This window comes from Vitreimonas sp. (genome assembly GCF_036392335.1).
Taxonomy (GTDB): Bacteria; Pseudomonadota; Alphaproteobacteria; order Caulobacterales; family Aquidulcibacteraceae; genus Vitreimonas.
In genome coordinates this window covers 62,774-87,411 of the sequence record NZ_DASVYD010000002.1, presented here as the reverse complement: position 1 = coordinate 87,411, position 24,638 = coordinate 62,774, and the positions used below count along the sequence as shown (strand labels likewise).

General features: G+C 63.4%; 27 protein-coding genes. 14 read left to right on the top strand and 13 right to left on the bottom strand.

Features of this window, described 5'->3' with window-relative positions; translation table 11 throughout:
• Positions 1-12: 12 nt before the first annotated feature.
• Genes VF769_RS00475 through VF769_RS00460 form a run of 4 tightly spaced genes read right to left on the bottom strand, consistent with a single transcriptional unit; the run spans position 13 to position 3,439 of the window.
• Positions 13-432 carry an organic hydroperoxide resistance protein gene (locus tag VF769_RS00475; protein ID WP_331006400.1) on the bottom strand — a complete coding sequence of 140 codons (420 nt, stop codon included), beginning with the start codon at positions 430-432 and terminating at the stop codon, positions 13-15.
• A 10-nt stretch (positions 433-442) separates the two neighbouring features.
• Complete coding sequence (locus VF769_RS00470) at positions 443-1,321, bottom strand: F0F1 ATP synthase subunit gamma (protein ID WP_331006399.1); 879 nt, start codon at positions 1,319-1,321, stop codon at positions 443-445.
• A gap of 9 nt (positions 1,322-1,330) precedes the next feature.
• Positions 1,331-2,866 carry a F0F1 ATP synthase subunit alpha gene (gene atpA, locus VF769_RS00465; protein ID WP_331006398.1) on the bottom strand — a complete coding sequence of 512 codons (1,536 nt, stop codon included), beginning with the start codon at positions 2,864-2,866 and terminating at the stop codon, positions 1,331-1,333.
• A 12-nt stretch (positions 2,867-2,878) separates the two neighbouring features.
• Entirely contained in the window at positions 2,879-3,439 is a 561-nt protein-coding gene (locus VF769_RS00460; protein WP_331006397.1) for a F0F1 ATP synthase subunit delta, read from the bottom strand.
• 250 nt (positions 3,440-3,689) lie between these two features.
• Between VF769_RS00460 and VF769_RS00455 the strand changes: the two genes are divergently transcribed.
• Together VF769_RS00455 and VF769_RS00450 are read left to right on the top strand one after the other, a co-directional pair.
• On the top strand, positions 3,690-5,399 hold the full coding sequence (locus tag VF769_RS00455; RefSeq protein ID WP_331006396.1) for an MFS transporter: 1,710 nt from the start codon (positions 3,690-3,692) through the stop codon (positions 5,397-5,399).
• 79 nt (positions 5,400-5,478) lie between these two features.
• Positions 5,479-5,712, top strand: a complete 234-nt coding sequence (locus tag VF769_RS00450; protein ID WP_331006395.1) for a hypothetical protein — start codon at positions 5,479-5,481, stop codon at positions 5,710-5,712.
• Positions 5,713-5,715: 3 nt separating this feature from the next.
• Here the strand turns inward: VF769_RS00450 and VF769_RS00445 are convergent, their stop codons facing one another.
• Positions 5,716-6,180, bottom strand: a complete 465-nt coding sequence (locus VF769_RS00445; RefSeq protein WP_331006394.1) for an SAM-dependent methyltransferase — start codon at positions 6,178-6,180, stop codon at positions 5,716-5,718.
• An 83-nt stretch (positions 6,181-6,263) separates the two neighbouring features.
• Here VF769_RS00445 and VF769_RS00440 point away from each other — a divergent pair, with 83 nt between their 5' ends.
• The 4 genes from VF769_RS00440 (at position 6,264) to VF769_RS00425 (ending at position 8,446) form a co-directional block, all read left to right on the top strand.
• Positions 6,264-7,079, top strand: coding sequence for a TerC family protein (locus VF769_RS00440; protein WP_331006393.1), 816 nt, complete (start codon positions 6,264-6,266; stop codon positions 7,077-7,079).
• An 11-nt stretch (positions 7,080-7,090) separates the two neighbouring features.
• Positions 7,091-7,630 (top strand): hypothetical protein, encoded by a 540-nt coding sequence (locus VF769_RS00435; RefSeq protein WP_331006392.1) that lies wholly within the window; start codon positions 7,091-7,093, stop codon positions 7,628-7,630.
• Between the two features lie 4 nt (positions 7,631-7,634).
• Complete coding sequence (locus VF769_RS00430) at positions 7,635-7,925, top strand: DUF1330 domain-containing protein (RefSeq protein ID WP_331006391.1); 291 nt, start codon at positions 7,635-7,637, stop codon at positions 7,923-7,925.
• A gap of 134 nt (positions 7,926-8,059) precedes the next feature.
• Positions 8,060-8,446 carry a hypothetical protein gene (locus VF769_RS00425; protein ID WP_331006390.1) on the top strand — a complete coding sequence of 129 codons (387 nt, stop codon included), beginning with the start codon at positions 8,060-8,062 and terminating at the stop codon, positions 8,444-8,446.
• On the opposite strand, the gene VF769_RS00420 is transcribed toward VF769_RS00425, so the two are convergent.
• The gene (locus VF769_RS00420; RefSeq protein ID WP_331006389.1) at positions 8,443-9,225 is read right to left on the bottom strand and encodes an SDR family NAD(P)-dependent oxidoreductase; all 783 of its coding nucleotides are present in this window, start codon (positions 9,223-9,225) and stop codon (positions 8,443-8,445) included. The genes VF769_RS00425 and VF769_RS00420 overlap by 4 nt on opposite strands.
• 10 nt (positions 9,226-9,235) lie before the next feature.
• A complete protein-coding gene (locus VF769_RS00415; protein ID WP_349258066.1) occupies positions 9,236-11,398 on the bottom strand; it encodes a primosomal protein N' in 2,163 nt (720 codons plus the stop codon).
• 241 nt (positions 11,399-11,639) lie between these two features.
• On the opposite strand from VF769_RS00415, the gene VF769_RS00410 reads away from it, so the two are divergent.
• From VF769_RS00410 to VF769_RS00385, 6 genes are all read left to right on the top strand, one after another.
• A complete protein-coding gene (locus tag VF769_RS00410) occupies positions 11,640-12,572 on the top strand; it encodes a hypothetical protein (protein WP_331006387.1) in 933 nt (310 codons plus the stop codon).
• 35 nt (positions 12,573-12,607) lie between these two features.
• Positions 12,608-13,519, top strand: coding sequence for a tyrosine recombinase XerC (locus VF769_RS00405; protein ID WP_331006386.1), 912 nt, complete (start codon positions 12,608-12,610; stop codon positions 13,517-13,519).
• A gap of 220 nt (positions 13,520-13,739) precedes the next feature.
• Positions 13,740-13,997 carry a hypothetical protein gene (locus tag VF769_RS00400; protein WP_331006385.1) on the top strand — a complete coding sequence of 86 codons (258 nt, stop codon included), beginning with the start codon at positions 13,740-13,742 and terminating at the stop codon, positions 13,995-13,997.
• 309 nt (positions 13,998-14,306) lie between these two features.
• Entirely contained in the window at positions 14,307-14,927 is a 621-nt protein-coding gene (locus tag VF769_RS00395; protein ID WP_331006384.1) for a hypothetical protein, read from the top strand.
• 5 nt (positions 14,928-14,932) lie between these two features.
• A complete protein-coding gene (locus VF769_RS00390; protein ID WP_331006383.1) occupies positions 14,933-15,235 on the top strand; it encodes a transcriptional regulator in 303 nt (100 codons plus the stop codon).
• Positions 15,236-15,275: 40 nt separating this feature from the next.
• Positions 15,276-15,671 (top strand): hypothetical protein, encoded by a 396-nt coding sequence (locus VF769_RS00385; RefSeq protein ID WP_331006382.1) that lies wholly within the window; start codon positions 15,276-15,278, stop codon positions 15,669-15,671.
• Here the strand turns inward: VF769_RS00385 and VF769_RS00380 are convergent.
• The 3 genes from VF769_RS00380 to VF769_RS00370 all read right to left on the bottom strand — a co-directional run bounded on the left by VF769_RS00380 (position 15,668) and on the right by VF769_RS00370 (position 18,351).
• Positions 15,668-16,195: a GNAT family N-acetyltransferase gene (locus VF769_RS00380; protein WP_331006381.1), complete on the bottom strand. Its 528-nt coding sequence runs from the start codon at positions 16,193-16,195 to the stop codon at positions 15,668-15,670. The genes VF769_RS00385 and VF769_RS00380 overlap by 4 nt on opposite strands.
• Before the next feature lie 104 nt (positions 16,196-16,299).
• Positions 16,300-17,697, bottom strand: coding sequence for a dihydrolipoyl dehydrogenase (lpdA, locus tag VF769_RS00375; protein ID WP_331006380.1), 1,398 nt, complete (start codon positions 17,695-17,697; stop codon positions 16,300-16,302).
• A gap of 132 nt (positions 17,698-17,829) precedes the next feature.
• Positions 17,830-18,351, bottom strand: coding sequence for a hypothetical protein (locus VF769_RS00370; protein WP_331006379.1), 522 nt, complete (start codon positions 18,349-18,351; stop codon positions 17,830-17,832).
• Positions 18,352-18,501: 150 nt separating this feature from the next.
• On the opposite strand from VF769_RS00370, the gene VF769_RS00365 reads away from it, so the two are divergent.
• Positions 18,502-18,852: a hypothetical protein gene (locus VF769_RS00365; protein ID WP_331006378.1), complete on the top strand. Its 351-nt coding sequence runs from the start codon at positions 18,502-18,504 to the stop codon at positions 18,850-18,852.
• Between the two features lie 88 nt (positions 18,853-18,940).
• Positions 18,941-19,165 (top strand): hypothetical protein, encoded by a 225-nt coding sequence (locus VF769_RS00360; protein WP_331006377.1) that lies wholly within the window; start codon positions 18,941-18,943, stop codon positions 19,163-19,165.
• Positions 19,166-19,168: 3 nt separating this feature from the next.
• Here VF769_RS00360 and odhB read toward each other — a convergent pair whose 3' ends face one another.
• The 3 genes from odhB to sucD all read right to left on the bottom strand — a co-directional run bounded on the left by odhB (position 19,169) and on the right by sucD (position 24,434).
• Positions 19,169-20,377 carry a 2-oxoglutarate dehydrogenase complex dihydrolipoyllysine-residue succinyltransferase gene (gene odhB / locus VF769_RS00355; RefSeq protein ID WP_331006376.1) on the bottom strand — a complete coding sequence of 403 codons (1,209 nt, stop codon included), beginning with the start codon at positions 20,375-20,377 and terminating at the stop codon, positions 19,169-19,171.
• 55 nt (positions 20,378-20,432) lie between these two features.
• Complete coding sequence (locus tag VF769_RS00350; protein ID WP_331006375.1) at positions 20,433-23,408, bottom strand: 2-oxoglutarate dehydrogenase E1 component; 2,976 nt, start codon at positions 23,406-23,408, stop codon at positions 20,433-20,435.
• Between the two features lie 141 nt (positions 23,409-23,549).
• Positions 23,550-24,434, bottom strand: coding sequence for a succinate--CoA ligase subunit alpha (gene sucD / locus VF769_RS00345; protein ID WP_331006374.1), 885 nt, complete (start codon positions 24,432-24,434; stop codon positions 23,550-23,552).
• Between the last annotated feature and the right edge of the window lie 204 nt (positions 24,435-24,638).

Here is a 24,638-nt window from a genome sequence, read left to right as displayed (position 1 = left end):
GCGAAATCTGGGTTAGCCCTCGACGATCAGCTCGACGGGGATGTTGTTCCGGGTGGCCTTCGAATAGGGGCAAACTTGGTGCGCCGCTTCGATGAGTTCCTGCACTTGCGCGCGATCCATGCCGGGGATCGCCAGCGTGAGCTTCGCGGAAAGGCCCAGGCCGCCTTCTTCGCGGCCGATGCCGACTTCGCATTTCACGACGGCCTTCGAGGCGTCGATCTTCTTTTGTGTCGCGACGAAAAGCACCGCGCTGTTGAAGCAATTCGACCAGCCCAGCGCGAAAAGTTGCTCGGGGTTTGTGCCCTCGCCCGAACCGCCAAGCCCCTTGGAGTGCTCGGTGTGAATCCAGAGACCGCCTTCGGCCAGAGCGATCTTGCCACCCGCGCGGCCGCCCTTGGAAATCGCTGTCGTCGTGAAGAGTGCGTCTGCCATTGTCGCCTCCTTACAAAGCTTCGGCGCCGGAGATGATTTCGATCAGCTCCTTGGTGATGTTGGCTTGGCGCTGGCGGTTGTAGCGCAGAGACAGCTTCTTGATCATGTCGCCGGCGTTGCGCGTGGCGTTGTCCATCGCGCTCATCTGCGCGCCGAAGAAGCCCGCTTGGTTCTCCAAGAGCGCCTGCAGGATTTGGCCGTTCATGTAGCGGGGCAACAACGCTTCGAGGATTTCGCCCTCGCCCGGCTCGTACTCGTAGGCGGCGCCCTTGAGATCCGGCGGGTTCACGCCTTCCGGGGCTTTCGCCGGAATCAGTTGCAGCGCCGTCGGCACCTGGCTGATCACCGACTTGAAGCGCGAGAAGAAGATCGTCGCGACGTCGAACTCGCCAGCGGCGTAAAGTTCGTTGATCTTGTCGCCAACGATCTGCGCGGCTTCGCTCGAAATGTTGCGGAAGCCCGAGAGATCAATGTAGCCGATGATCCTATCGCCATAGAGCCGGCGCAGCTGATCGCGGCCCTTCTTGCCGACGGCGAGGATCTTCACGGTCTTGCCCGCAGCGATCAGCTCACTGATCTTCTCGCGCGCGGCGCGGACGATCTGCGTGTTGAAACCGCCGCAGAGACCACGCTCGCTCGTCATCACGACAACGAGTTGCACTTGATCCTTGCCGGTGCCGCGCAACAGCGCCGGAGCATCGTCACCCTTCACCGCCGCTGCAAGATTGGCGATCACGCGCGCCATGCGGTCAGCGTATGGACGCGCGGCTTCCGCCGACGCTTGCGCCCGCTTCAGCTTGGCGGCCGCCACCATCTGCATCGCCTTCGTGATCTTTTGCGTGGATTTCACGCTGGCGATGCGATTGCGGAACTCTTTTAAGCTCGGCATTGCGATCCCTTAGGCGAACGAGGCCGTGAATTCGTCGAGGGCGGCCTTGAGCTTGTCTTCAATGCCGTCCTTGCCGATGTCCTTCTTGTCGACGATCGCCTTCAAGATATCGGCCTTCTTGGCGCGGAACCAAGACACCAGCTCTTGCTCGAAACGGCCGACATCGCTGACCGCGACCTTGTCGAGATAGCCGCGCGTGCCTGCATAGATCAGCACGATCTGCTCTTCGACCGGCACCGGCGAGAATTGCGGTTGCTTCAGCAATTCCGTCAGGCGCGCGCCACGGTTCAGCAGACGTTGCGTGGCGGCGTCGAGGTCCGAGCCGAACTTCGCGAACGCGGCCATTTCACGATATTGCGCGAGCTCGCCCTTCAGCGGGCCGGCGACTTGCTTCATTGCCTTGATCTGGGCGTTGCCGCCGACGCGCGACACCGAAATACCGACATTGAGCGCCGGACGGATGCCTTGGAAGAACAGGTCCGTCTCCAAGAAGATCTGGCCGTCGGTGATCGAGATCACGTTGGTCGGGATGTAGGCCGAAACGTCGTTGGCTTGGGTTTCGATGATCGGCAGCGCCGTTAGCGAACCCGCCTTGTTGTCTTCGTTCAACTTTGCCGCGCGCTCAAGCAGGCGGGAGTGCAGATAGAACACGTCGCCCGGATAAGCTTCGCGGCCCGGCGGACGGCGCAGCAGTAGCGACATTTGGCGATAGGCGACGGCCTGCTTCGACAAGTCATCATAGATGATGAGCGCGTGCATGCCATTGTCGCGGAAATATTCGCCCATGGCGCAGCCAGCGAACGGCGCGAGGAATTGCAGCGGCGCCGGCTCGGAAGCGGTCGCAGCGACAACGATCGAATACTTCAGCGCGCCCTTGTCTTCGAGCGTCTTCACGAGCTGCGCCACCGTCGAGCGCTTCTGGCCGATGACCACGTAGATGCAGTAGAGCTTTTCGCTTTCCGGCGCGTTGCGGTCGTGCGCTTCGCGTTGATAGAGGATCGTGTCGAGCGCCACGGCGGTCTTGCCGGTTTGACGGTCGCCGATGATCAATTCGCGTTGGCCGCGGCCGATCGGAATCAGCGCATCGATCGCCTTGATGCCGGTCTGCATCGGCTCGTGCACCGACTTACGCGGAATGATGCCCGGCGCCTTGACGTCGACCGTGCGGCGTTCGGCAGCTTGGATCGGGCCTTTACCGTCGATCGGTTCGCCCAGCGGGTTCACGACGCGGCCGAGCAGACCCTTGCCCACTGGCACGTCCACGATTTCGCCGAGGCGCTTGACCGTGTCGCCTTCCTTCAGGCTGCGATCTTCGCCGAAGATGACGACGCCAACATTGTCGCGCTCCAGGTTGAGCGCCATGCCCTTGATGCCGCCCGGGAACTCGACCATTTCGCCGGCCTGGACGCTTTCAAGACCATAGACGCGGGCGATACCGTCGCCGACCGAGAGCACGCGGCCGACCTCAGCCACCTGCGCTTCGGAGCCGAAGCCCTTGATCTGTTCCTTGAGGATTGCGGATATTTCTGCGGCGCGGACGTCCATCTATGTAACCCCTCAGGCGGATTTCAGTGCGAGACGCAGCGCGTCCAGCTTGGATTTTACGGAAGCATCGAATTGGCGGGAGCCGGCGCGCACGACGAAGCCGCCAATGAGGCTTTCGTCCACGGACGTTTCGGCTTCCACCTTGGCGCCCAACTTCTTGCTGAGCGCGTCAACGATGGCGGTCTTTTCCGCCTCGGCCAGCGGCTTGGCGGAAATGATCTCGATTTGGCGGGCGCCGCGCTCGCGGGCGACCAGTTTACGGAACGCCGCGGCGATGCCGGGCAATTCGGCGGCCCGGCGATTCTTCGCGATCGTTCCGATGGCTTTGCGGCCCAGATCCGTCAGGCCGAGCTTTGCCGCAACAGCGACCAGCGCTTTGGCTTTGGTGTCGGGATCGATCAGCGGCGAACGGGCAGTGGCGCGCAGGTCGGCGCTCTCAGCCCAAGCCACTGAAAATTTTACAAAATCTTGTTCCACAGCCTCCAGCGCCTTGGCCTCCTTGGCCAAGTCGAACACGGCTTGCGCGTAGCGCGCTGCCGCCTCGGAAGCTACGCCGTCGAACCCTTCGGCCACATCTATCTCGCTGGTTCCGCCGCCGGCCCCTCGTACCGCTGCGCTTCGTGCGCGGCGATCGCGAAAATCCAGCGGCTTGGGTGACGCCACTGGGGATAAATCCCCAAACGCACATAGCCCGCAACGCAGCGCGCGCGGCTCTATGTGACGCGCGCGCGACGTACCACGCTCCGTTCGGGCTTGACAACGGGGCCTAAGCCCCCCCGATCAGCGACAAAAGAGCCGCATGGCTTGAGGGGGAAACGCATACATGACCGACGCGCCAGCGAGCCCGCCCAGCACTGACGACGTACCGCCATCCAAGCTGCGCCAGGTGGTCGCGGCCTCCGCCGCCGGCACCGTGTTCGAGTGGTATGACTTCTTTGTCTATGGCGCGCTCGCCTCGGTGATGAGCGCCCACTTTTTCGCCGGCCTGCCGGACGCCCAAGCCTTTGTTTTCACGCTGCTGACCTTCGCGGTTGGCTTCATCGTCCGGCCGATCGGGGCGCTGGTCTTCGGCAAGATCGGGGATTCCACGGGCCGCAAAGGCGCGTTCCTCATCACCATTACTATTATGGGTCTCGCCACCTTCGCGATCGGCATCCTGCCCACGGCGGAGACGATCGGCGTTTGGGCGCCCGTCCTCCTGGTGACGTGCCGGGTGCTGCAAGGCTTCGCGCTGGGCGGCGAATACGGCGGTGCGGCGATCTACGTAGCCGAGCACGCGCCAAACAATCGCCGCGGCGCGGCGACGGGCTGGATTCAGGGGACGGCGTCTGTCGGTCTGATTGGCGCGCTGGCGGTGGTGCTCCTGACGCGCGCGATCCTCGGCGAAGACGCCTTCCGAGAATGGGGCTGGCGAATCCCCTTCTTGGTCTCCATCGGTCTGTTGGCGATTTCCGTTTGGATCCGCATGCAGCTTGAAGAAAGCCCGGCGTTCCAAAAGCTGAAGGAAGAAGGCGCCATCACCAAGCGCGCTTACGCGGAGAGCTTTGGCGAATGGCGCAATCTCAAGATCGTGCTGATCGCGCTCTTCGGCGTGATGATGGCGCAAGGCGTCGTCTGGTACACGGCGCACTTCTACTCGCAATTCTATCTGGAGCGGATTCTCAAGATCGACAGCCAGACCGTGAACCTGATCATGATCACGGTCGTGCTGATCTCGGCGCCGCTCTACATTTTCTTTGCGCGCCTCTCGGACTCAATCGGCCGCAAGCCGGTGATGCTGTTCGGCATGCTCTTCATGCTGGCGCTCTATTTCCCCGGCTTCCATTTCATCACGCAAGCCGGCAACCCCGCACTCGACGCGGCGTCTCGCAACACGCCCGTTGTCGTCATCGCCGATCCCGCGGACTGCACCTTCCAGCTCGACCTCACCGGCGGCGCGCAACAATTCTCAACCTCATGCGACATCGCCAAGGGCGCCCTCTCGAATGCTGGCGTGGCCTACACCACAGAAGACGGCCCCGCAGGCGCGCTCGCGCGCATCCGCATCGGCGACCAGATCGAATTGGAGAGCGTGAGCGCCGTCGGCCAGTCGCTCTCTGAAATCCGCGCGACCCGTGGCGCGTTTAGCGGCCGCCTGCGCACGGCGTTGACGGAAGCGGGCTATCCTTCAGCGGCGCCAGGCCCGATGCAAAATTGGAGCGTCGCGGAAGTCAGCCGCGTCTTTAGCGAGAAATTCGGCGTCATCGCCGTGATGGTGCTCTTCATCGTGGCAGCCTGTGCGCTCTATGGACCGCAAGCGGCAGCTTTGGTTGAACTCTTCCCTACGCGCATTCGTTACACTGCGATGTCGTTTCCGTATCACGTCGGCACGGGTTGGTTTGGCGGCCTGCTGCCAGCGATTGTGTTCGCCATCAACACGGCGACCGGCTCGATCTATTCGGGCTTATGGTTTCCAGCGATCGCAACGGCCATCGCCGCGCTGGTCACCTTCTTCTTCTGGCCAGAGACGAAGAACCGCGACATCCATGCATAAATGCGCAAAGCGCATGGTTTTCACGCATTCACCAGACTTCTGAACAGAACCTTAAACCTGCTCGTGTAGTTTCCTCTACATGACGGCGATCCCCCACGCCGCCGTGGCCCTCACCAGCGCCCTTGGTCGCTTCGATGCCGCTGCTTCTCGCGCGGTCGAAGCGGCCACTGGCGCTGATGATGTCGCCTTGGGCGATGCTTTGGTCGAGATGACTGAAGCGAAAACGCAAGCGAAAGCTGGCGTCGCCATCATCCGCTTTGCCGATGAAATGTGGGACGCCCTGCTCTCGATCGGGCGCGAGCCGCCGCGCTAAGCGCTATTCCTTGAAATAGTCGCGCATCAACTCGCTGGCCCAAGCGGGCTGGCGCGTTTCACCAATGGGTGCGAACTCGTCCATCCACGGTTTGATATCGAGCACCGGCGTGCCGTCGATCGCATCGAGCCCACGGACGCGCAGCACCCGTCCTTCAACCGCGGCGATCGTCGCCCGTGTCAGCCCGATCCGATTCGGCCGCGCCTTACCGCGCTGACCGAAGATGCCAACAAGCGGCCAGTCCGCCCGCTCACGCGGATGCCGCGCGCCCGTCTCGATCTTGGCCGGATCGACCTGATGCATCAGGAACAAGACTTCCACGTGGCTGAAATCAGTTAGGCCAAAAAGCGCCTCCGGGCCAAAAGCCTCTTCCAGGACAATCTCGGCCTCGACCGCGCCCCAAAAGTCGTCCGAAAGGTCTTTGCGGGGGGATCGCACGGTCGCGATTGCGGAAACTTCAGCTTTCATGAACGGCCTCCTCCGGCCTTCTCACGCCCTTCCCGGGGCGAAGGCAATCCCCTACATCCGTCCTCTGGAGAGGGATTCACCGCATGGATTGGAATATCGCCCCGCTGTTGTCGGACCCGGCCGCTTGGGCTGCGCTTATCACGTTGATCGTGATGGAAGTCGTGCTCGGCATCGACAACCTGATTTTCATTTCAATCCTGACCAACAAGTTGCCGGAACATCAGCGTCAGCGCGCGCGCCGCATCGGCATCGGCTTGGCGCTGGGCATGCGGCTTATTCTGCTCTCGACTATCGCGTTCATCGTGGGTCTCACCGCCCCTCTCTTTGATCTGGGCCTCGTGGGGTCGACCGACGATCACGGCAATCCCAGCTTCGAGACCGCGTTCTCTTGGCGCGACTTGATCTTGATCGCTGGCGGCCTGTTCCTCGTTTGGAAGGCGACCAAGGAAATCCACCACAATGTCGATCCGACCCCGACAGGCGATGTGCTCGACAAGAAGGCGCCCATCGCGATGAATTTTGGCGCGGCCATCTTCCAGATCATCCTGCTCGACCTCGTCTTCTCGATCGACTCGATCCTGACGGCGGTCGGCATGACCGACCATGTGCCAATCATGGTCGTCGCCGTCATCGTCGCCGTGACCGTGATGCTGCTTGCCGCCGATCCCGTCGCCAATTTCATCCACGCCAATCCGACTGTCGTGATGCTGGCGCTCGGCTTCCTGCTGATGATCGGCATGGTGCTGATCGCCGAGGGCTTCGGTGTGCACGTGCCGAAGGGCTACATCTACGCGGCAATGGCGTTCTCCGCCTTGGTCGAGGGCCTCAACATGCTGTCGCGCAACGCGCAGATGAAGAAGCTCGCACAAGCGCAACAAACGCCGCCGGCGGCGCACTGAAGGAGAGCAGTATGCGATCCATCCTCCTTGCCGCGGGCGCGCTTGCGCTCGTTGCGTGCGCCGCGCCGGCGGTTCCGGTGACGACACGCACCCTGGTTTCCGCGGATGCGGCGACCTCCCTTGCGGTCGGCGAAAGCATTGTGGAAGAGCGCTCCGTTCACGCCGCCGGCGACGGGATGGACCCGGTCGTCAATGTCGCATTGCGCCATGCCGACGGACGGCGCCTTGCGTTTCAAGAGGCCAACCACTCGCCGAACGACGTGATCGCGCAAAGCGCCGGCGGCGCGCTGGCGCAGATCATGGGTTTGGCTGGCGACGCCACGCCGACCCTTTACCAGGCAGCAAGCGCCGGAGGGCCTTCCGAGGCCGCGTTCTTCTGCGGCCCGCAAGGCCCCGCCGCGATCGGCACGTACGCCGGAACGGATGGCACGCTGCTTGTGGTTGGCCTACGGCAGCCCATCGAGTTCGAAACGCGAGTCGATGGCGTCACCTACGCGCTGCCCTACTCACCCGACCAGGTCTGCGCGCGCCTGCGCTTCCGCCAGAATTGATCAAATGACCGTCTACGCCCTCGCGCAGCTGCGCATTCATGATCTGGAACGCTACGGCCGCTACATGAGCCGTTTCATGCCGGTGCTGAGCCAGTATGGCGGCAGACTGCTCGCCGCCGACAACACGCCCCTCGTATTGGAGGGCCAATGGTGGGACCGCAACAAGGTCGTGCTGATGCAGTTCGAGGACGCCGCCGCGTTCCGCGCTTGGGCGACCTCGCCCGAATACACCGAGATCGCCGAAGACCGGAAAGCTGGCGCCGACGCTGTCGTGCTTCTAATCAACGGCCTCTAACGGCGCCTCTTCCGGCGGCGGACTGATCGGGCGCCGCGATCGCCGATATGTGATTGTGCGAACCCATCGTCTTCTCCTCTCCGAGCGGAAAATGAGGGTCCACGCCGTGCGCGCTGACCGTTTGCAGACCTAGAATGAAAAACCGCTCCGGCGCGCGCCGTGCGGCCTTGAGGCGCGCGCCGCGTGGCCCCACACTCGGCGCACGGGAATTGGAGGCGGATGTGGAATTAACAGGCGCCTTGTGCCGCGCGGGTCGAGCTCTGGTGCAATGGCCGCGCGAGCAATTGGCGGAGGCCTCTGGCGTCTCCAAGAAAGCCATCCGCGATTTCGAGACAGGCGGCGCCGACCCAGGCAAGAAGGGGCGCGCCGCGCTGAGACATGCATTGGAGACGGCCGGCGCCGTCTTCCTGGACGAAGATGATATGGGCGCCGGCGTACGGCTGCGCTTCACGCGCCGCGACGTGAAACAGCTCAACCGGCTCGAAGGCGAAGGCGGCGTCGTTGGCGACGACGACGTTTAGAATTTGCCGTAGGCGCCATCGATCAGGATCGAGTCGCCGCTATGGAAGCTGGAGGCGTCGCTGGCGAGATAGACGGCGATGCCGCCAAACTCCTCCGGCTTCCCCCAGCGCCGCATCGGCACACGGCTAATGACGCTCTTGGTGAATTGCTCGTTCTCTTGCGCAAGCCCCGTCATATCCGTGGCGATCCAGCCTGGCAGAATGGAGTTTGAACGCACGCCGTAGCGCGCGAACTCAACCGCGATCGCATTCGTCACACCAATAATGCCGGCTTTCGTCGCGCCGTAATCCTGATTGCGGGCGGCGCCAAACACGGCCGCCATACTCGCGACGGCCACAACCGACCCGCCCGGATCACCGGCTTCGGCGCGCGTCTTCATGTGACGGCAGGCTTCACGCATCGTCCAGATCATGCCGTCGAGATTGATCGCCATCACGCGGCGATAATCTTCGCCGCCAATGTCGAGGAAAGATTTCCAGCGATTGGAGACGCCGGCATTGGCGAAGCACGCATCAATGCGGCCAAATTCAGCGAGCGTCGCCTGCATCCCGGAGACGATGTTCTCTTCCTTCGATACGTCGACGATCCGCGCATTCGCCTTCACGCCGTGCGCCTTGAGCTGCGCCAGCGCCTTGGCGTTCTTGTCGGGGTTTGTGCCCCAGATTTCGACGCTCGCGCCGGCCTGGGCCAGAGCATCCGCCATCGCCAAGCCAATGCCGCCATTGCCGCCAGTGACGAGTGCGACCTTGCCGGTCAGATCGAAAGGTTTGTACGCCATCGCGGCCTCCTCAAAGGAATGAGTACGGGTCCACGTCGATTTGCACGCGGACCGCACTGTGCAGTTTTACACGGCCTGCCCAAGCGGCAAGGAAGGCCGAAACGTCGACGCCGCGATTGGCGCGGATGAGAAACCGGCGCCGGTGCATACCGCGGATCACCGAAAGCGGCGCCGGCGCCGGCCCCCAGAGGTCGAGCCCCTCCACGATCGGCGCCTTCTCCCCCATCGTCTTGGAGGCTTCGTTCGCGAGTTGCTCGCTGGGCGCGGAAACTATCACGGCCGCCAAACGACCATAGGGCGGCATGCCGGCGGCTTCGCGCTCGGCGATTTCGGCGGCGAAGAAAGCGTCGCGATCCTGCGCTGCCAGCGCCTGCATCACCGGCTCGTGCGGCGCGTAGGTCTGAATGAGCGCGCGGCCCTTCTTCTCATGACGGCCGGCGCGACCTGCGACCTGACTGACAAGCTGGAACGTGCGTTCTCCCGCGCGCAGATCGCCGCCCTTCAAGCCAAGATCAGCATCGACCACGCCCACGAACGTCAAGTTGGGGAAGTTGTGGCCCTTCGCGACAATCTGCGTGCCGATCAGAATGTCGATCTCGTTGTTCTCCATGCGCGCCACGAGATCGCGCACGGCATCCCCATTGGGCGTAGTGTCGGAAGAGAAGATTTCGATGCGCGCTTCCGGGAAATGCTCGCGTACTTCTTCTTCGATGCGCTCCACGCCGGGGCCGATCGAGGTGAAGCTATCCGGCGTCAGACATTCCGGACACGCCTTCGGCTTCGGCATCGAAAAGCCGGTGAGATGGCACACTAGGCGGCCCGAATATTTGTGCTCAACCAGCCAGCTCTCGGTCTCCGGCGATTTCATGCGGTGGCCGCACGCGCGGCAGAGCGTGAGCGGCGCATAGCCGCGACGGTTCATATAAAAGAGCGCCTGCTCGCCGCGCAGCAGGGCTTCAGCGGCCCCGCGCACCAGCTTGGGCGACAGCCATTTGCCCTTTTCGGGCGGCGAGTCTTTCAAATCGACCAGTTCGACGTCGGGCAATTCCGCCACGCCATGACGCGCCGCGAGCTTCACGTGCGCGTAGCGGCCGAGCTGCGCATTGACGAGCGTTTCTAGCGACGGCGTGGCGCTGGCCAATATGACCATGCATTCGCCGAGCTTCGCGCGCGCCACAGCGAGATCGCGCGCCTGATAAATGACGCCCTCCTCCTGCTTGTAAGAAGGGTCGTGCTCTTCGTCGATGACGATGAGTTTGAGATTCTTATACGGCAGGAAGAGCGCCGAGCGCGCGCCGACAACAAGCCGCGCGCGGCCTGCTGTAATCTCCCGCCAGGCGCGGCGGCGCGCTTTTTGCGGAATGGCGGAGTGCCATTCGACAGGCGTAACGCCAAAGCGTGCATTGAAGCGGCTCATCGCCGCTTGCGTCAGCGCGATCTCCGGCAACAGCACCAGCACCTGCGCGTCAGGCTCGAGCTTCAAAGCTTCGGCGACCGCTTCAAGATAGACTTCCGTCTTGCCCGACCCCGTCACGCCATCGAGCAGCGCGACATGAAAGCCGCCGGCGCGCACACTGGCGCAGACTTCTTCCGCGGCGGCTTGCTGGATGTCGGAGAGGTCCTTACCGGTTCGGCTGAGATCGGGCGCCGGGTATGGCGGGTCTTCGCTGATCTCCAGCTTCACCAGCGCGCCGCAATCGACGAGCCCCTTTACCACAGCCGATGAGGTTTCAGCACGGCGCGAGAGCTCAGCCGCATTGACCTGCTCCTTCGCCGCTTCCTCCAGCACCCGCGCGCGCGCTTCCGTAAGCTTCGGCGGTGTCTCCCCCGTCGGCGCGAGCACCGTGTAGGTCGGCGGCGGAAACAGCGCGTCGGGTGAACGTACGACCATGCGCATGAGATCGCCCGGCGGACGCACCAGGTACTTCGCCGCCCAATCCACGAACGTGCGTGAGATCTCTGGCACCGGCGGCCCAGGCAGCACTTCTTCGATCGCTTTCAGGTTCGCGGCGGCGGGATTGTTGCGCTCCACCCCCCAGACCACGCCACGTACGAGGCGCGAACCAATTGGCGCGATCACATGCATGCCCGGCTCGATGCCCATCGCACTCGCGGCGCGGTAGTCGAACGGCTCCGGCAAGGGCAGCGGAAACAACACCGACACCTTATCCATAGTGTCGTGCTCGAACGCCGCGCCATCCTCGGCGACCGCGAACAGCGGGCCGGCCGGCGCGGGCGCGCGCTGACGCTTCAACGCATCCATGGCGCGGCGGCGGGCGGTGGAATTCATAGGGTGAATCTAGGGGGTCGGTGGATTCGGTGAAAGCGCCAGATGTTGCGCCGCTGTTACTGAACGGCCCTTAACTCTGGTAACTTATTGGTTGTTAGGCACACGAGCGCAGCCTGGGCGCGCTGTGTTCGCGAAATTATTCTCCCGTGTGACGGGGTCGCCGGCGCCGCATAGCGCCCACGACCACCTGTTTACAACCTACGCACCCGAAGGTGCGCCGGCGCGGGTGCTGTGCAGCCTGTACGAGCAATATGCCGGCGCCTACCCGGACGAACCCGTCCCGCCGCAGCACCGGCACTATCGCGCGCTGGTCGACGCCATCGTCGCGGGCGGTGCGGTGCGCAACATGCGCGATCTCGACCTGCGGCGTGTGAACTCCGCCTACGTCACATGCTTCGAGAAAGCGGAGGCGTTCGAGTTTCAGTTGTCGCTCTGGCGCAATGAGCCTGACTTCGCCGCCCGCCTGCTCCAATCGCGCACGGACGTCGTCGCAGACCTTACCGCGCAGGCCGAGGCGGAGGCGGCGCGCATCACCCATTATGCGCGCTGGAACGAATGCCTCGCCGCTCCGCTCGACATCGGGGGCTATAGCCGCATCAACCTCCTCGCCCAGATGCAGCCGGACGATTGGCACGAGATCGCGCTCCGCTGGGATTGGCGCGACGGCACGGCCGAGATGGAATGGCTCACCGCCCAGCGCGCCTGCGACCGCGCCACCGCACTCTATGTCATGTGCCAGGGCGCCCCCGGCGACGTCGCGACCCATCGGGAAGGTCGCGTGGAGGCGCGCGACGCCTTCATTCGCACCTTGGCCGCGCGACTGGAGGACGGCTTCTACCCGGCTGCGGATTTGGCCCTCCCGATCTCCATGCGCACCCGCGTCGCCTTTGCCGAGCAGATGGCGATCGCACGCCGCACGCGCGTGAGCCCATGGGTGCTGCCGAGCGATTTGCTCCATCACGAGGGCCGCCCGCACCAACCAAAGTACACGGTGTCCGACGGGCGGCTGCACTATCATTACGAATATTGGCTCGCGCACGTCGCGCCAAGACGTTGACGAGATATTGACGCGCGCGGCGTTCAATCGCACGCATGCACGCCGCCGCCCTCCTCCAACATTGGATCGCACACCTTCGCGATGAGCGGCGCTTTGCAGCGAATTCCGTTGAAGCCTATGAGCGTGATGTCGCGGCGTTTCTGGGCTTTTTGCAAGGCCATTTGGGCGGTGAGCCTTCAGCCCACGACCTCGCCCATTTAGAACCGCGCGATCTGCGCGCCTATCTCGCGTATCGCCGCCAAGGCCCGGACGCGCTTGCCGATCGCTCGATTTCCCGCGCCCTCGCAGCGATCCGCAGCTTCTATCGCTATCTGGAACGCCGTCACGGCGTCGCCAATGCACGCCTAGCCCTGGTGCGTGGGCCAAAGCTTAAGCGGCCCTTGCCACGCCCCGTCTCCGAAGGCGCGGCGCGCGATCTGATCGTTGAAGCGAGCGACACAGCGAGCCAAGACTGGATCGGCGCGCGCGACGCGGCGCTGATCACCTTGCTCTACGCGGCCGGACTTCGCATCAGCGAAGCGCTGGCGCTCACAGGCGCCGATCTGCCCTTGCCGGACATGTTGCGCGTGGTCGGCAAGGGAAGCAAAGAGCGGATCGTGCCCCTCCTCCCGGCTGCGCGTCAGGCCGTCGAACGCTATGCCGCGCTCTGCCCCTATGCGCTGACCGAAGACGCCCCGCTCTTCCGTGCGGTGCGTGGGGGCGCGCTCTCTCCCCGCATGGCGCAGGACTTGATGCAGCGTCTGCGCGGACGTTTGGGTCTGCCTTCGAGCGCCACACCGCATGCGCTTCGGCATGCCTTCGCAACACATTTGCTCGCGAACGGCGGCGATCTGCGCGCCATCCAAGACCTGCTCGGACACGAATCGCTCTCGACGACTCAGACGTACGCGAGCGTCGAAGCGAAAAAAATTTTGCAGCTGTATCGTCGTGCGCATCCGCGCGCGTGACGAAAAACGCATCGCGCAATTGCTCTGCGCGCCTTGAAAAATAAGGCGCGCGACGATCTCGCAGAGTGTTCGCGCAAACAACAAATCGAACACGCAGAAAAATGCGCGCGAGTACTTGCGGAAACGACTTGCAAACCAAATTGCGTCAGAAAAATCCTCGGAGAGTCAAACAACTCCCATCCAACCCAGTACCAACACTAGTAAAGATGAGGAAATGAAAATGGCTAAGAAGGTAAAGAAGGCCGCTGCGAAGAAGCCGGCGAAGAAGGTCGTTCGTAAGGCCGCCAAGAAGACGGTTCGCAAGGCTGCGAAGAAGACCGTCCGCAAGGCTGCCAAGAAGTCGGCGAAGAAGGTCGTGCGCAAGGCGGCGAAGAAGCCGGCCCGCAAGACGGTTCGCAAGGCTGCGAAGAAGACCGCCCGCAAGACGACCCGCAAGGTCGCTCGCAAGCCGGCGAAGGCTGCTGCGGCTGCCGTCTAATAGACGCAAAGGCAAGGGGGCGCTGACGAGCGCCCCCTTCGCCGTTTAGGACCATCGATCGCGCAAAGGATCACATGCGTTCTCCGGTGATACGCTCTCCCCGCTCCCGCTTCGAACGCCGCCGCCTTTGCCGCCATTTCCGAAAACGTTGATCTGACGCCGCCTACGCGGCTCTCCCCTTCTCCTCTAGAACGCCCACCCAATCCGCACGCGCGCCGCGTTGCGGATTTCTTCATTTTTGCCCCACCGCTTGACGCCCAGAACACGGCCAAGTACTTTGTTTTTCAAAGTCCACAGCCGGAGCGGACCATGACCCGCGAAGAATTGATGCAGGATTTGGCCTACGCGCGCACGCTCGCGGAGGAAGGGCGTCACGCGCCTCTGCTCGGCGGCGCCTATCTGATGTTTTGGGGCGTGTTGAACGCCTTGGCCTTCTCGCTGCACCGGGCGGCGCTCGCCGGCCAGCTGCCAGAGCTGAACGGCTGGATCTTCGCATTGATTTGGGCCGGATATGGCGTGATCGCCGGTATGGGCATGTACGCGCTGCGCCAACGCATGTGTGAAAAGCCCGGTCGCGCCACGATTGGCGTGCGCGCCGAGCGCGCGGTTTGGGGCGGCGCTGGCATCGCGTTGTTGGCGGTCGTGATCGGCTCGCTCGCGCGCATGCTGATGACCAACGACCCAACAGCGCCCAACGCCATCTTCGGCGCGGCGTTTGCTATCTATGGCGCCGCGCTGTTCGCCGTCGCCGCGCTCTCGGAGCAAGGGTGGATGCGACGCTTCGCGTGGCTCTCGATTGGATTTGGCCTCACGCTCTGCCTCTTCGCCAATGACGATTGGGCATACATCTACGCCGCCATCGGCAGCCTGCTTGTGCTGGCGTGGCCGGGCGCGATCTTGCTGAAGCGCGAACCCTCCGCGATCGTCTGAGCGCCTTGTCTCGCTTCGATCACACCGAAATCGACGACGTGATCCACGGCCGCTTGCGGCTGGGGATCATGGCGTATCTCTCCACCGCCTCCCCCGCCCCGTTCGTTGAACTCAAGGCGAAGGTGAACGCGACGGACGGCAATCTGTCGACGCATCTCTCGAAGCTCGAAGAAGCGAAGTATGTGCGCATCGAGAAAAAGTTCGAAGGCAAGAAGCCGCTGACCCTGGTGCATCTGACCAAATCGGGCCGCAACGCCTGGATTGCCTATCTCAACCGCATCCAGTCGCTTCTGAGCGCGGCGGAGTGACCGCTTGCGGGAACCGGCGTGGCTCGCCACCTTGCGTTCCATGAGAATACTGACCGCCCTCGCCGCGCTCGTTCTGCTCAGCGCCTGTGACGTCCCCAGCAATCTGGAAGAGGCAAAGCAACAGGCGGCCGATATTGGCGGCCAAGTAATCGACACCGCGCGCGGCGCGGTCGACACGCGCACGGCCTGCATGTTAGCCGGTCAATCCGAAGCCTTCTGCGGCTGCGTGCAAGACCGCCTGGGTTCGGAGATCACCGAAGAGCACGTCACGGCCATCACCACGGTCGCGCGCGAAACGCTGGAAGGCCGCAGCGTCGAAGCCGCCGCTGAAAGCACGTCGAACATCGAGCCCGCAACGCGCGACGCCTTGGTGCAATGCGCTACGCATGCGGCCATTCAGGGCGCGATCGGCGGCGAAGCCGAAGGCGCGAACTAAGCCGCGGCGCTCAGCGCCCAACGCGCGACACCCGGATAAGGCTGCTCGCGCGTATCGGCGAAGCCCACACGCGACAGAGTGTGCGCGGCGCCCTCATCCTCGGCATCGAGATGCGCAATCACGCGCTTTGCGCCATTGGCGAACGCCCAGGTCGCCAATGCCTGGACGGTCTCGCCGCCATAGCCGCGCCCGCGAAACTCCGGCAGCAGGCCGAACGCGAGCTCGACATCGCCGTCATCGTCGGGCCGACCGATTAGAGCAGCGATGCCCACCAGGCGCGGCGGCGCGCGTTCGCCCTCGTTGGCGAGCAAGGCCCAGCCGTACCAGCCCTGCCCTTCCGGATCATGCGCGAGGTGATTGACGGCCCAGTCAAACGCGGCCGGTTCAAACGGCGCAGGCGGCCATATCGGCTCGTGCGTCACCGCGATCGCGTTGAAGAAGGCCGTGCGGCTGCCCGCCTGCAATGCCGCCAATTCGTGATCCAACGCCAGAAGCGCCAAGCGCCCCGTGTTCAGAATGAGCAAGACCCGTCCTCCCCGCTCGCTAGGCGTGTGAGGAAAACGCAGGATGTGCTCACAGCAAAGTGAGCATTCTGCAATATCCACAGGGGGATGTTGGGCGCGGCGAATTAAGCCTGCATCACCCAGCCATCAACGCCCTTGGCCGCTTCGCGGACGGCTTCGCTCATGGTCGGGTGCGCGTGGCAGGTGCGGGCGATGTCTTCGGCGGCGGCGCCGAATTCCATCGCAACGCAGACCTCGCCAATCATCTCGCCAACGCCCGCGCCAATCATGTGCACGCCGACGACGCGCTTGGTCGCGGTGTCTTCCAGCACTTTGACCATGCCGTCCGTCTCGTGGTTCGTGCGTGCGCGCGAATTGGCCATCATCGGGAATTTGCCGACCTTGTACTGAACGCCCGCCGCTTTCAGCTCTTCCTCGGTCTTGCCGACGCTGGCGACCTCCGGATCGGTGTAAATGACGCTCGGGATAATGTCGGCGTTCACATGACCCCACTGGCCAGCGATGATTTGAGCAGCAGCAATGCCCTCCTCTTCCGCCTTGTGGGCCAGCATCGGCCCATGCGTGCAATCGCCGACCGCGTAGACCCCGGCGACGTTGGTCTTGAAGTGATCGGTTTCGATGAAGCCGCGCTTGTCAGTCGCGACGCCGATCGTCTCCAGGCCAAGCCCTTGCGTGTAGGGCTTACGGCCAATGGCGACGAGAACGACGTCGGCTTCCAGCGTACGCGACGCACCGCCTTGCGCCGGCTCGATCGAAACGAGCAGACCGCCGCCCGTCTTCTCCACGCCCGTCACCTTGTGTCCGAGCTCGAACTTCATGCCCTGCTTCTTGAGAATTTTCAGGAACGCCGTGGAGATCTCGTTGTCCATCGTCGGCGTGATCTTATCGAGGAATTCGACCACGGTGACTTCCGCGCCGAGGCGGCGCCACACCGAGCCAAGCTCTAGCCCGATCACGCCCGCGCCGATCACAATCATCTTGCCCGGCACACGCTGCAACGAAAGCGCGCCCGTCGAAGTGACGACGCTCTCTTCATCGATCGTCACGCCCGGCAAGCCCATCGGCTCGGAGCCCGTGGCGATGACGATGTTCTTGGTCTCAAGCGTCTGCGTCGCGCCGTCAGCGCCCTTCACTTCGACGCGGCCCGCGCCGACGATGCGGCCAAAGCCTTTGACGTAGTCGACCTTGTGCTTGCGCATCAGGAACTCGACGCCCTTGGTGAGCCCGTCGACGGCGTCGTCCTTCTGCTTCAGCATTTGCGGGAGATCGAGCGAGACGCCGCTCACCTTGATGCCCATCGACGGGAAGGTCTTGGCGGCCGCCTCGAAATACTCGCTCGCGTGCAGCAGCGCCTTCGACGGGATGCAACCGACGTTTAGGCAAGTTCCGCCGAGCTTGCCGCGACTCTCGACGATGGCGGTCCTCAGCCCCAATTGGCCGGCGCGGATGGCGCAATTGTATCCGCCGGGGCCGCCCCCGATGATGACGAGATCGTACGACATGAAAGCTCCAATGGAGACGCGGCGCAGCATTCGGCGCGCATGAACTTATGGCCGGAACATATGTGTTCGGACCGCCGGCTTCTAGCCGGCAAATTTGCGCATCAGCATGCCAGCTGGGAGCCGGCGGTCCAACTAGGCGCCCTGCTTATCCCAATACGCGCGATCGGCCGCGTCGACGATGAATACGAACAGGCCGACGATCAGCACAATGGCCAAAAGCGCGATCTGCGATTCCGGCGAACCGATATTCGCGAGCACCGCCTGCGGCTGCGTATAGGCGCTGACATCGATGCCCTGCACGGTGGCGACGAGCCCGCCGCTCTGTTGCTGCTGCCAAGCCCAGCGGCCGCCGAAGCAAGCAAAGCCCAGCAGCCAGGTCCAGAAGCCCTGCGTGCGGCGCATGAGGCGCACGGCGGCGATCAGGAAGAAGAGCCCTGCCGCGGCCAACAGGCCAACATCGATCCAGCTCGCGCTCGCGGCGCTTTCAGCGGCCGCGCTCTGCGCCTGCGCCACTTGGCTGTCGACCTGCGAGACGCCGCTCGCCGGCGCGTGAATATCGGCGATGACGCCTGCTGCGCCCAAGGCGCCGACAAAGCTCAGCAGCACCAAAGCCAGGAGCACCAGAATGGCCGGCCAGCGCAGAATGAACGTCATGACGTTCCCCTATCCCCTCGCTCCCCCGAGCGCGAGACAATCTATACGCGGCGGCGGGCATGCGCCAATGGAGTCCGAGAAAGCCTTTCGAGTCAGGCTCTTCTAAGGGGCGAGCGGCGCGGCTAGCCTGCGCCAGTGGAGGGAAACGACATGATGTGGATGGGCAAAGTCAGCGGGATCGCGGCGCTGGCGATGGGTGCGCTGCTGATTGGCGTCGCTGTTGTGGGCTTCGACCTGGAAATCGGCATCTTCGCCATGATCGTGATCGGCGCACTGTTGTTGCTCGCCGGCTTCCGCACGTTGCGCAAAATGTCCGGCGGCCTGCGCTTGCTGTCCGGCGCGTGGGGTCTAGCGGCGGGCTTCTCGCTCGTTCCACTCGCCCAAGCGGGCGCGTTCGACAGCTTCTTCGAGGATTTCGGCCCCCTCGCCTACGCCATGCTCGCCATCACACTCATCTCCGCCGCATGCCTTGCGCTCACGGTGCTGCACAAGGAGAAGTGAGTTACCCACAATGATCCGCGTGCGAAACGCGCAACCGCGCGCGTGACCAAAAGTTATTGGTGCGGGCGGGTGATCTGGAGATTGCCCAATGCAAGTAACGAAATTGCGCGCCCGTAGCGAGACGACCGGCCTCGTTCCTGTGGGCCAGTATTTCGCGCGCATCGCCGCTGAGCTTGAAGAAGCCAGCGTGCGCGAAGCCAAGCTGCAAGCAAAACTCGACGCCGAAGATGCGCGCTTAGAGACCCGCTATCGCCGCGCCTCCGCCGCACGCGCGAACACATACCCGCGGAGCGAAGTCCAGCTTTCGATGTAGCGCTTAGAGATCGAGCAGCATGCGCTCAGGATCTTCCAGGCCTTCCTTCACGCGCACCAGGAACGTGACCGCTTCCTTGCCGTCGACGATGCGGTGATCGTAGCTCAGCGCCAGGTACATCATCGGCCGGATCACGATCTGCTTGTCGACGACGACGGGGCGATCCTGAATCTTGTGCATGCCGAGAATGCCCGATTGCGGCGCATTCAGGATCGGCGTGGACATGAGCGAGCCATAGACGCCGCCATTCGAGATCGTGAACGTCGCGCCCTGCAAGTCTTCCAGCTTCAGATGGCCGTCGCGGGCCTTGACGCCGAGTTCGCCGATCTCCTGCTCAATCTCGGCCATCGATTTGCGATCGGCTTCACGGATCACCGGGACGACGAGGCCGCGATCGGTGCCGACGGCGATGCCGATGTCGTAGAAATTCTTGTAGATGATGCTGTCGCCGTCGATCTCGGCGTTGACGTTCGGAATCTCTTTCAGCGCCGCGACGCAGGCCTTCACGAAGAAGCTCATGAAGCCGAGCTTCACGCCGTGCTTGCGCTCGAAATTGTCCTTGTATTTGTTGCGCGCCGCCATGATGGCCGACATGTCGGCCTCATTGAACGTCGTCAGCATCGCCGCCGAATTCTGCGCTTCCTTTAGGCGACGGGCGATGGTCTGACGCAGACGCGTCATCTTCACGCGCTCTTCGCGCTCGCCGACCGGGCGGGCCACGAGCGTTTGCTGTGGCGCCGCGGGTTGCGCCGACGCGGCGCGATTTTCGATGATCGAGAGCGCGTCGGACTTGGTGAGACGGCCATCCTTGCCGCTGCCGGTCATGCCCGAAACATCCACGCCGGCCTCGGAGGCGATGCGCTGCACCGACGGCGGCGCTTGCTTGGCGCCGGCGCTCGCGGCCGGCTGTTGCGGCGCGGGCGCGGCGGCGGGCTTCGGCGCTTCAGCTTTCGGCGCGGCGGCCGCCGGCTGCGCGCCTGCGCCGCCCATGCGGCCGAGCAATGCGCCGATGCCAACCGTGTCGCCTTCATTGGCGACGATCTCGCCCAACACGCCAGCTTCGGGCGCCGAGACTTCGACCGAAACCTTATCGGTTTCGAGTTCGACTAAGGTCTCGTCTTTCTTCACGCTGTCGCCGGCCTTTTTCAGCCACTTGGCGACGGTCGCCTCACTGACGCTTTCGCCCAAAGTCGGCACAACGATATCGGTCATCGAAATTCTCTAGCTCCTCGCTTCAGCGCTCACTTAGAGCGCGATGCGCTAAAAATCACCCCAAAGCCGCCTGCAGCAGCTCGTCCAATTCTTTCAAATGCTTGGACATGAGCCCCGCCGCGGTCGAGGCGCTGGCGGGACGGCCCGCGTAGCGCGCCCGCTTAGCCTTCACGTCGAGCTTCTCAAGCGTCAGCTCGATCCACGGATCGACGAACGTCCAGCCGCCCATGTTCTTGGGCTCTTCCTGGCACCAGACGAGTTCGGCGTTCGGGAAGCGCTGCAGCTCCGTCATCACCGACTTCATCGGCCAGGGATAAAATTGTTCCAGGCGCAGGATGTAAACATCATCCAGGCCGCGCTTCTCGCGCTCATCAAGCAGATCATAATAGACTTTGCCCGAGCACATGATCACGCGGCGGATTTCGCTGTCGCCCTTGAGTTGGATCGTGGTGTGGCCGTTGTGCAATTGGGCGTCGTCCCACAAGACCCGGTGGAACGAAGTCCCTTCCGCCATCTCCGACAGCGACGAGACCGCCTTCTTGTGCCGCAGCAGCGATTTCGGCGTGAATACGATCAGCGGCTTGCGGAACTCGCGATGCAGCTGGCGGCGCAACACATGGAAATAATTGGCCGGCGTCGTGCAATTGACGACCTGCAGATTATCTTCCGCACATTGCTGCAAGAAGCGCTCAATGCGCGCCGAACTGTGCTCCGGCCCCTGCCCTTCATAGCCGTGCGGCAACAGCATCACGAGACCGGACATGCGCAACCATTTGCGCTCCCCGGACGAGATGAATTGGTCGATCACGACCTGCGCGCCGTTTACGAAGTCGCCGAACTGCGCTTCCCAGAGCGTCAGCGTTTTCGGATCGGCCAGCGTGTAGCCGTACTCGAAGCCCAGCACCGCCTCTTCAGAGAGCAGCGAGTCGATGACTTCGTAATGCGCTTGGCCGGGGCGGATATTGTTGAGCGGCGTGTAGCGCTCTTCCGTGGTCTGATCGATGAAATGCGAGTGGCGTTGGCTGAACGTGCCGCGGCAGGAATCCTGGCCGCTCAGACGTACATTGTAGCCTTCGTCCAACAGCGTCGCGAACGCCAGATGTTCAGCGAGCGCCCAGTCGACGCCGTGGCCGTCATCGATCGCCTTACGGCGTGTCTCGACCACGCGCTGTACGGTTTTGTGCATGTCGAATTCGCGCGGAATTTTGGTGATCGCACGACCCAGCTCGCGCAGGCGATCAATGCGCACGTCGGTTGCGCCGCGGCGGTCGTCATCCTTCGGCGTCGAAAGACCGGCCCACTCACCATCGAGCCAATCCGCCTTGTTGACCTTGAACGCCTTGCCGGCGTCGAATTCGACATCGAGAAAGGCGTTGAACTCGTTCTCCCACGCCTCGACCTCGGCCTGGCTGACGACGCCTTCATTGACAAGTCGGCGCGTATAGAGCGTCAACGTCGTCGGCTGGTCTTTCACACGCCGATACATGATCGGCTGCGTCATGGTCGGATCGTCGCCTTCGTTGTGACCGAAGCGGCGATAGCAGAACATGTCGATGACGACGTCCTTGCCGAAGATCTGACGATATTCCGTGGCGACCTTCGCCGCGAACACCACCGCTTCCGGGTCGTCGCCGTTCACGTGGAAGATCGGCGCCTGCACCATGAGCGCGACGTCGGACGGGTACGGCGACGAGCGCGAATAGTGCGGCGCCGTCGTGAAGCCGATCTGGTTGTTGATGATGAAGTGCATCGTGCCGCCGGTGCGATAACCGCGCAGACCGGAAAGCGCGAAACACTCGGCCACCACGCCCTGCCCCGCGAACGCGGCGTCGCCGTGGATCAAGAGCGGCATCACCCGCGAGCGTAGCTTGTGTAGCGCTTCGGCATCCTCGGCCCAGGTTGCGCGCTTAGCTTGCTTGGCGCGCGATTTGCCGAGCACGACCGGATTGACGATCTCAAGGTGCGACGGGTTCGCGGTCAGCGACAAGTGCACATTGTTGCCGTCGAACGAACGATCGCTCGAAGCGCCCAAGTGATACTTCACGTCGCCCGAGCCGAGCACGTCATCCGGAGTCGCCGAGCCGCCTTGGAATTCGTGGAAGATCGCCTGATAAGGCTTGCCCATCACGGCGGCGAGCACGTTCAGGCGGCCACGGTGCGCCATGCCGAGGATGATCTCTTCAACACCCATCGCGCCGCCGCGCTTGATGATCTGTTCGAGCGCCGGCAGCATCGCTTCGCCGCCGTCGAGGCCGAAGCGCTTGGTGCCGGGATGGCGCTTGTGCACGAATTTCTCGAAGGTCTCGCCTTCGATCAGCTTCTTCAGGATCGCGCGCTTGCCTTCGGCGGTGAACGCAATCTGCTTGTCCGGCCCTTCGATGCGCTCTTGCAGCCAAGCCTTCTCGGCCGGGTCCGTGATGTGCATGAACTCGACGCCGACGGTCGAGCAATAGGTGCGCTTCAGGATCGCCAGCATCTCATTGACGGTGGCGGTCTGCAGACCAAGCACGCCGTCGATAAAGATCGGCCGGTCCATGTCGCGCGGGCCGAAACCGTGATTGGCCGGATCAAGTTCGGCCGGCGGCTGGCGCACCTCGATGCCGAGCGGATCAAGCGTCGCCGCCAAGTGACCGCGCGTGCGATAAGCGCGGATCATCATCAGCGCGCGCACGGAATCGCGGGCCGCTTGCTGCACGTCCTGCTGCGATGCGCCAGCCGGCAGGCGGGCGGCGACTTTCTGTTCAAGCTTCGCGGCGAGGCCCGCCCAATTGCCGTCCAACAGCGCGGTCGTTTCCGTCGTCTGCGGCTGCGCCAATTCTGGACGATACCATGCCGGACCAGACACGGCTTTGCGAATGGAGGTGGGATCGTCGCGCAACTGCGAGAAGAAATTGCGCCAAGACTGATCGACCGAATTCGGGTCGTTCAGATATTTCTCGTGCATGCGCTCCACGAACGTGGCGTTGGCCGCATCGAGGAAACTCGTCTCGAGCATGGCTGTGTTCGGCAAGCTACGGGCGTCGTCCGCCATGGGTGCGCTGGACCTCTCGGAATTTCGCGAAACGCAGCAGGGATATAGGCGCGCGCTCGCGGGCGCGCCCCTTCTAAAGTGCGTCGCCAGAGGATTGAAGGCCTGCGCTGACGCAGGGCTACAGAAATGGCGCCAGCGCGATTAGCTTTTCAGCAACTCAGCCATCGTGCGGCCGAGCGCGGCCGGGTGCGGCGCGACTTTGATGCCGGCGGCTTCCATTGCGGCGATCTTGGATTCCGCGTCGCCCTTGCCACCCGAGATGATCGCGCCGGCGTGGCCCATGCGGCGGCCGGGAGGCGCCGTGCGGCCAGCAATGAAGCCGACGGTCGGCTTCCAGCGGCCCTTCTTCTTCTCGTCGGCCAGGAATTGGGCGGCGTCTTCTTCCGCCGTGCCGCCGATCTCGCCGATCATGATGATCGATTGCGTTTCCGGGTCTGCCAGGAAAAGCTCCAGCATATCAATGAATTCGGTGCCCTTCACCGGGTCACCGCCGATGCCGACGGCCGTGGTTTGGCCCAAGCCTTCGTTCGTCGTCTGGAACACCGCCTCATAAGTCAGCGTGCCAGAACGCGAGAGCACGCCAACCTTGCCCTTCGAGAAGATCGAGCCCGGCATGATGCCGATCTTGCACTCGTTTGGCGTCAGCACGCCCGGGCAATTGGGGCCGATCAGGCGGGACTTGGACTTTTCCAGCTTCGCCTTCACCCGCACCATATCCAGCACCGGGATGCCCTCGGTGATGCAGATGATGAGCGGGATTTCCGCGTCGATCGCTTCTTCGATCGCGGCCGCGGCGCCTGGCGGCGGCACGTAGATCACAGTCGCGTCGGCGCCGGCTTTTTCCTTGGCCTCAGCCACACTTGCGAACACCGGCAGGCCCAGATGCGTCGTGCCCGCTTTGCCCGGCGACACGCCGCCCGTCATCTTGGTGCCGTAGGCGATGGCCTGTTCCGAGTGGAACGTGCCGTTCTTCCCGGTGAAGCCCTGGCAGATGACGCGCGTGGCGGCGTTGACGAGAATAGACATGAGCTAAGCGGCCCCCGTGGCGCTGGAAAAATCGAGAATGCGGCCAGCGGCATAACGCAGCCGCGAAATCTTGCAAACCCTGCCCGAACGTCGCCCCTGCTCCATCATCAGCGTAGAACGCTCAGTCCGTGGGCAGGCGCGTCATTCGTAAAGAATTCTCGTTTCGAGACTGGAACTCGATCTGGCGTCAATCTAAGGTAGCCG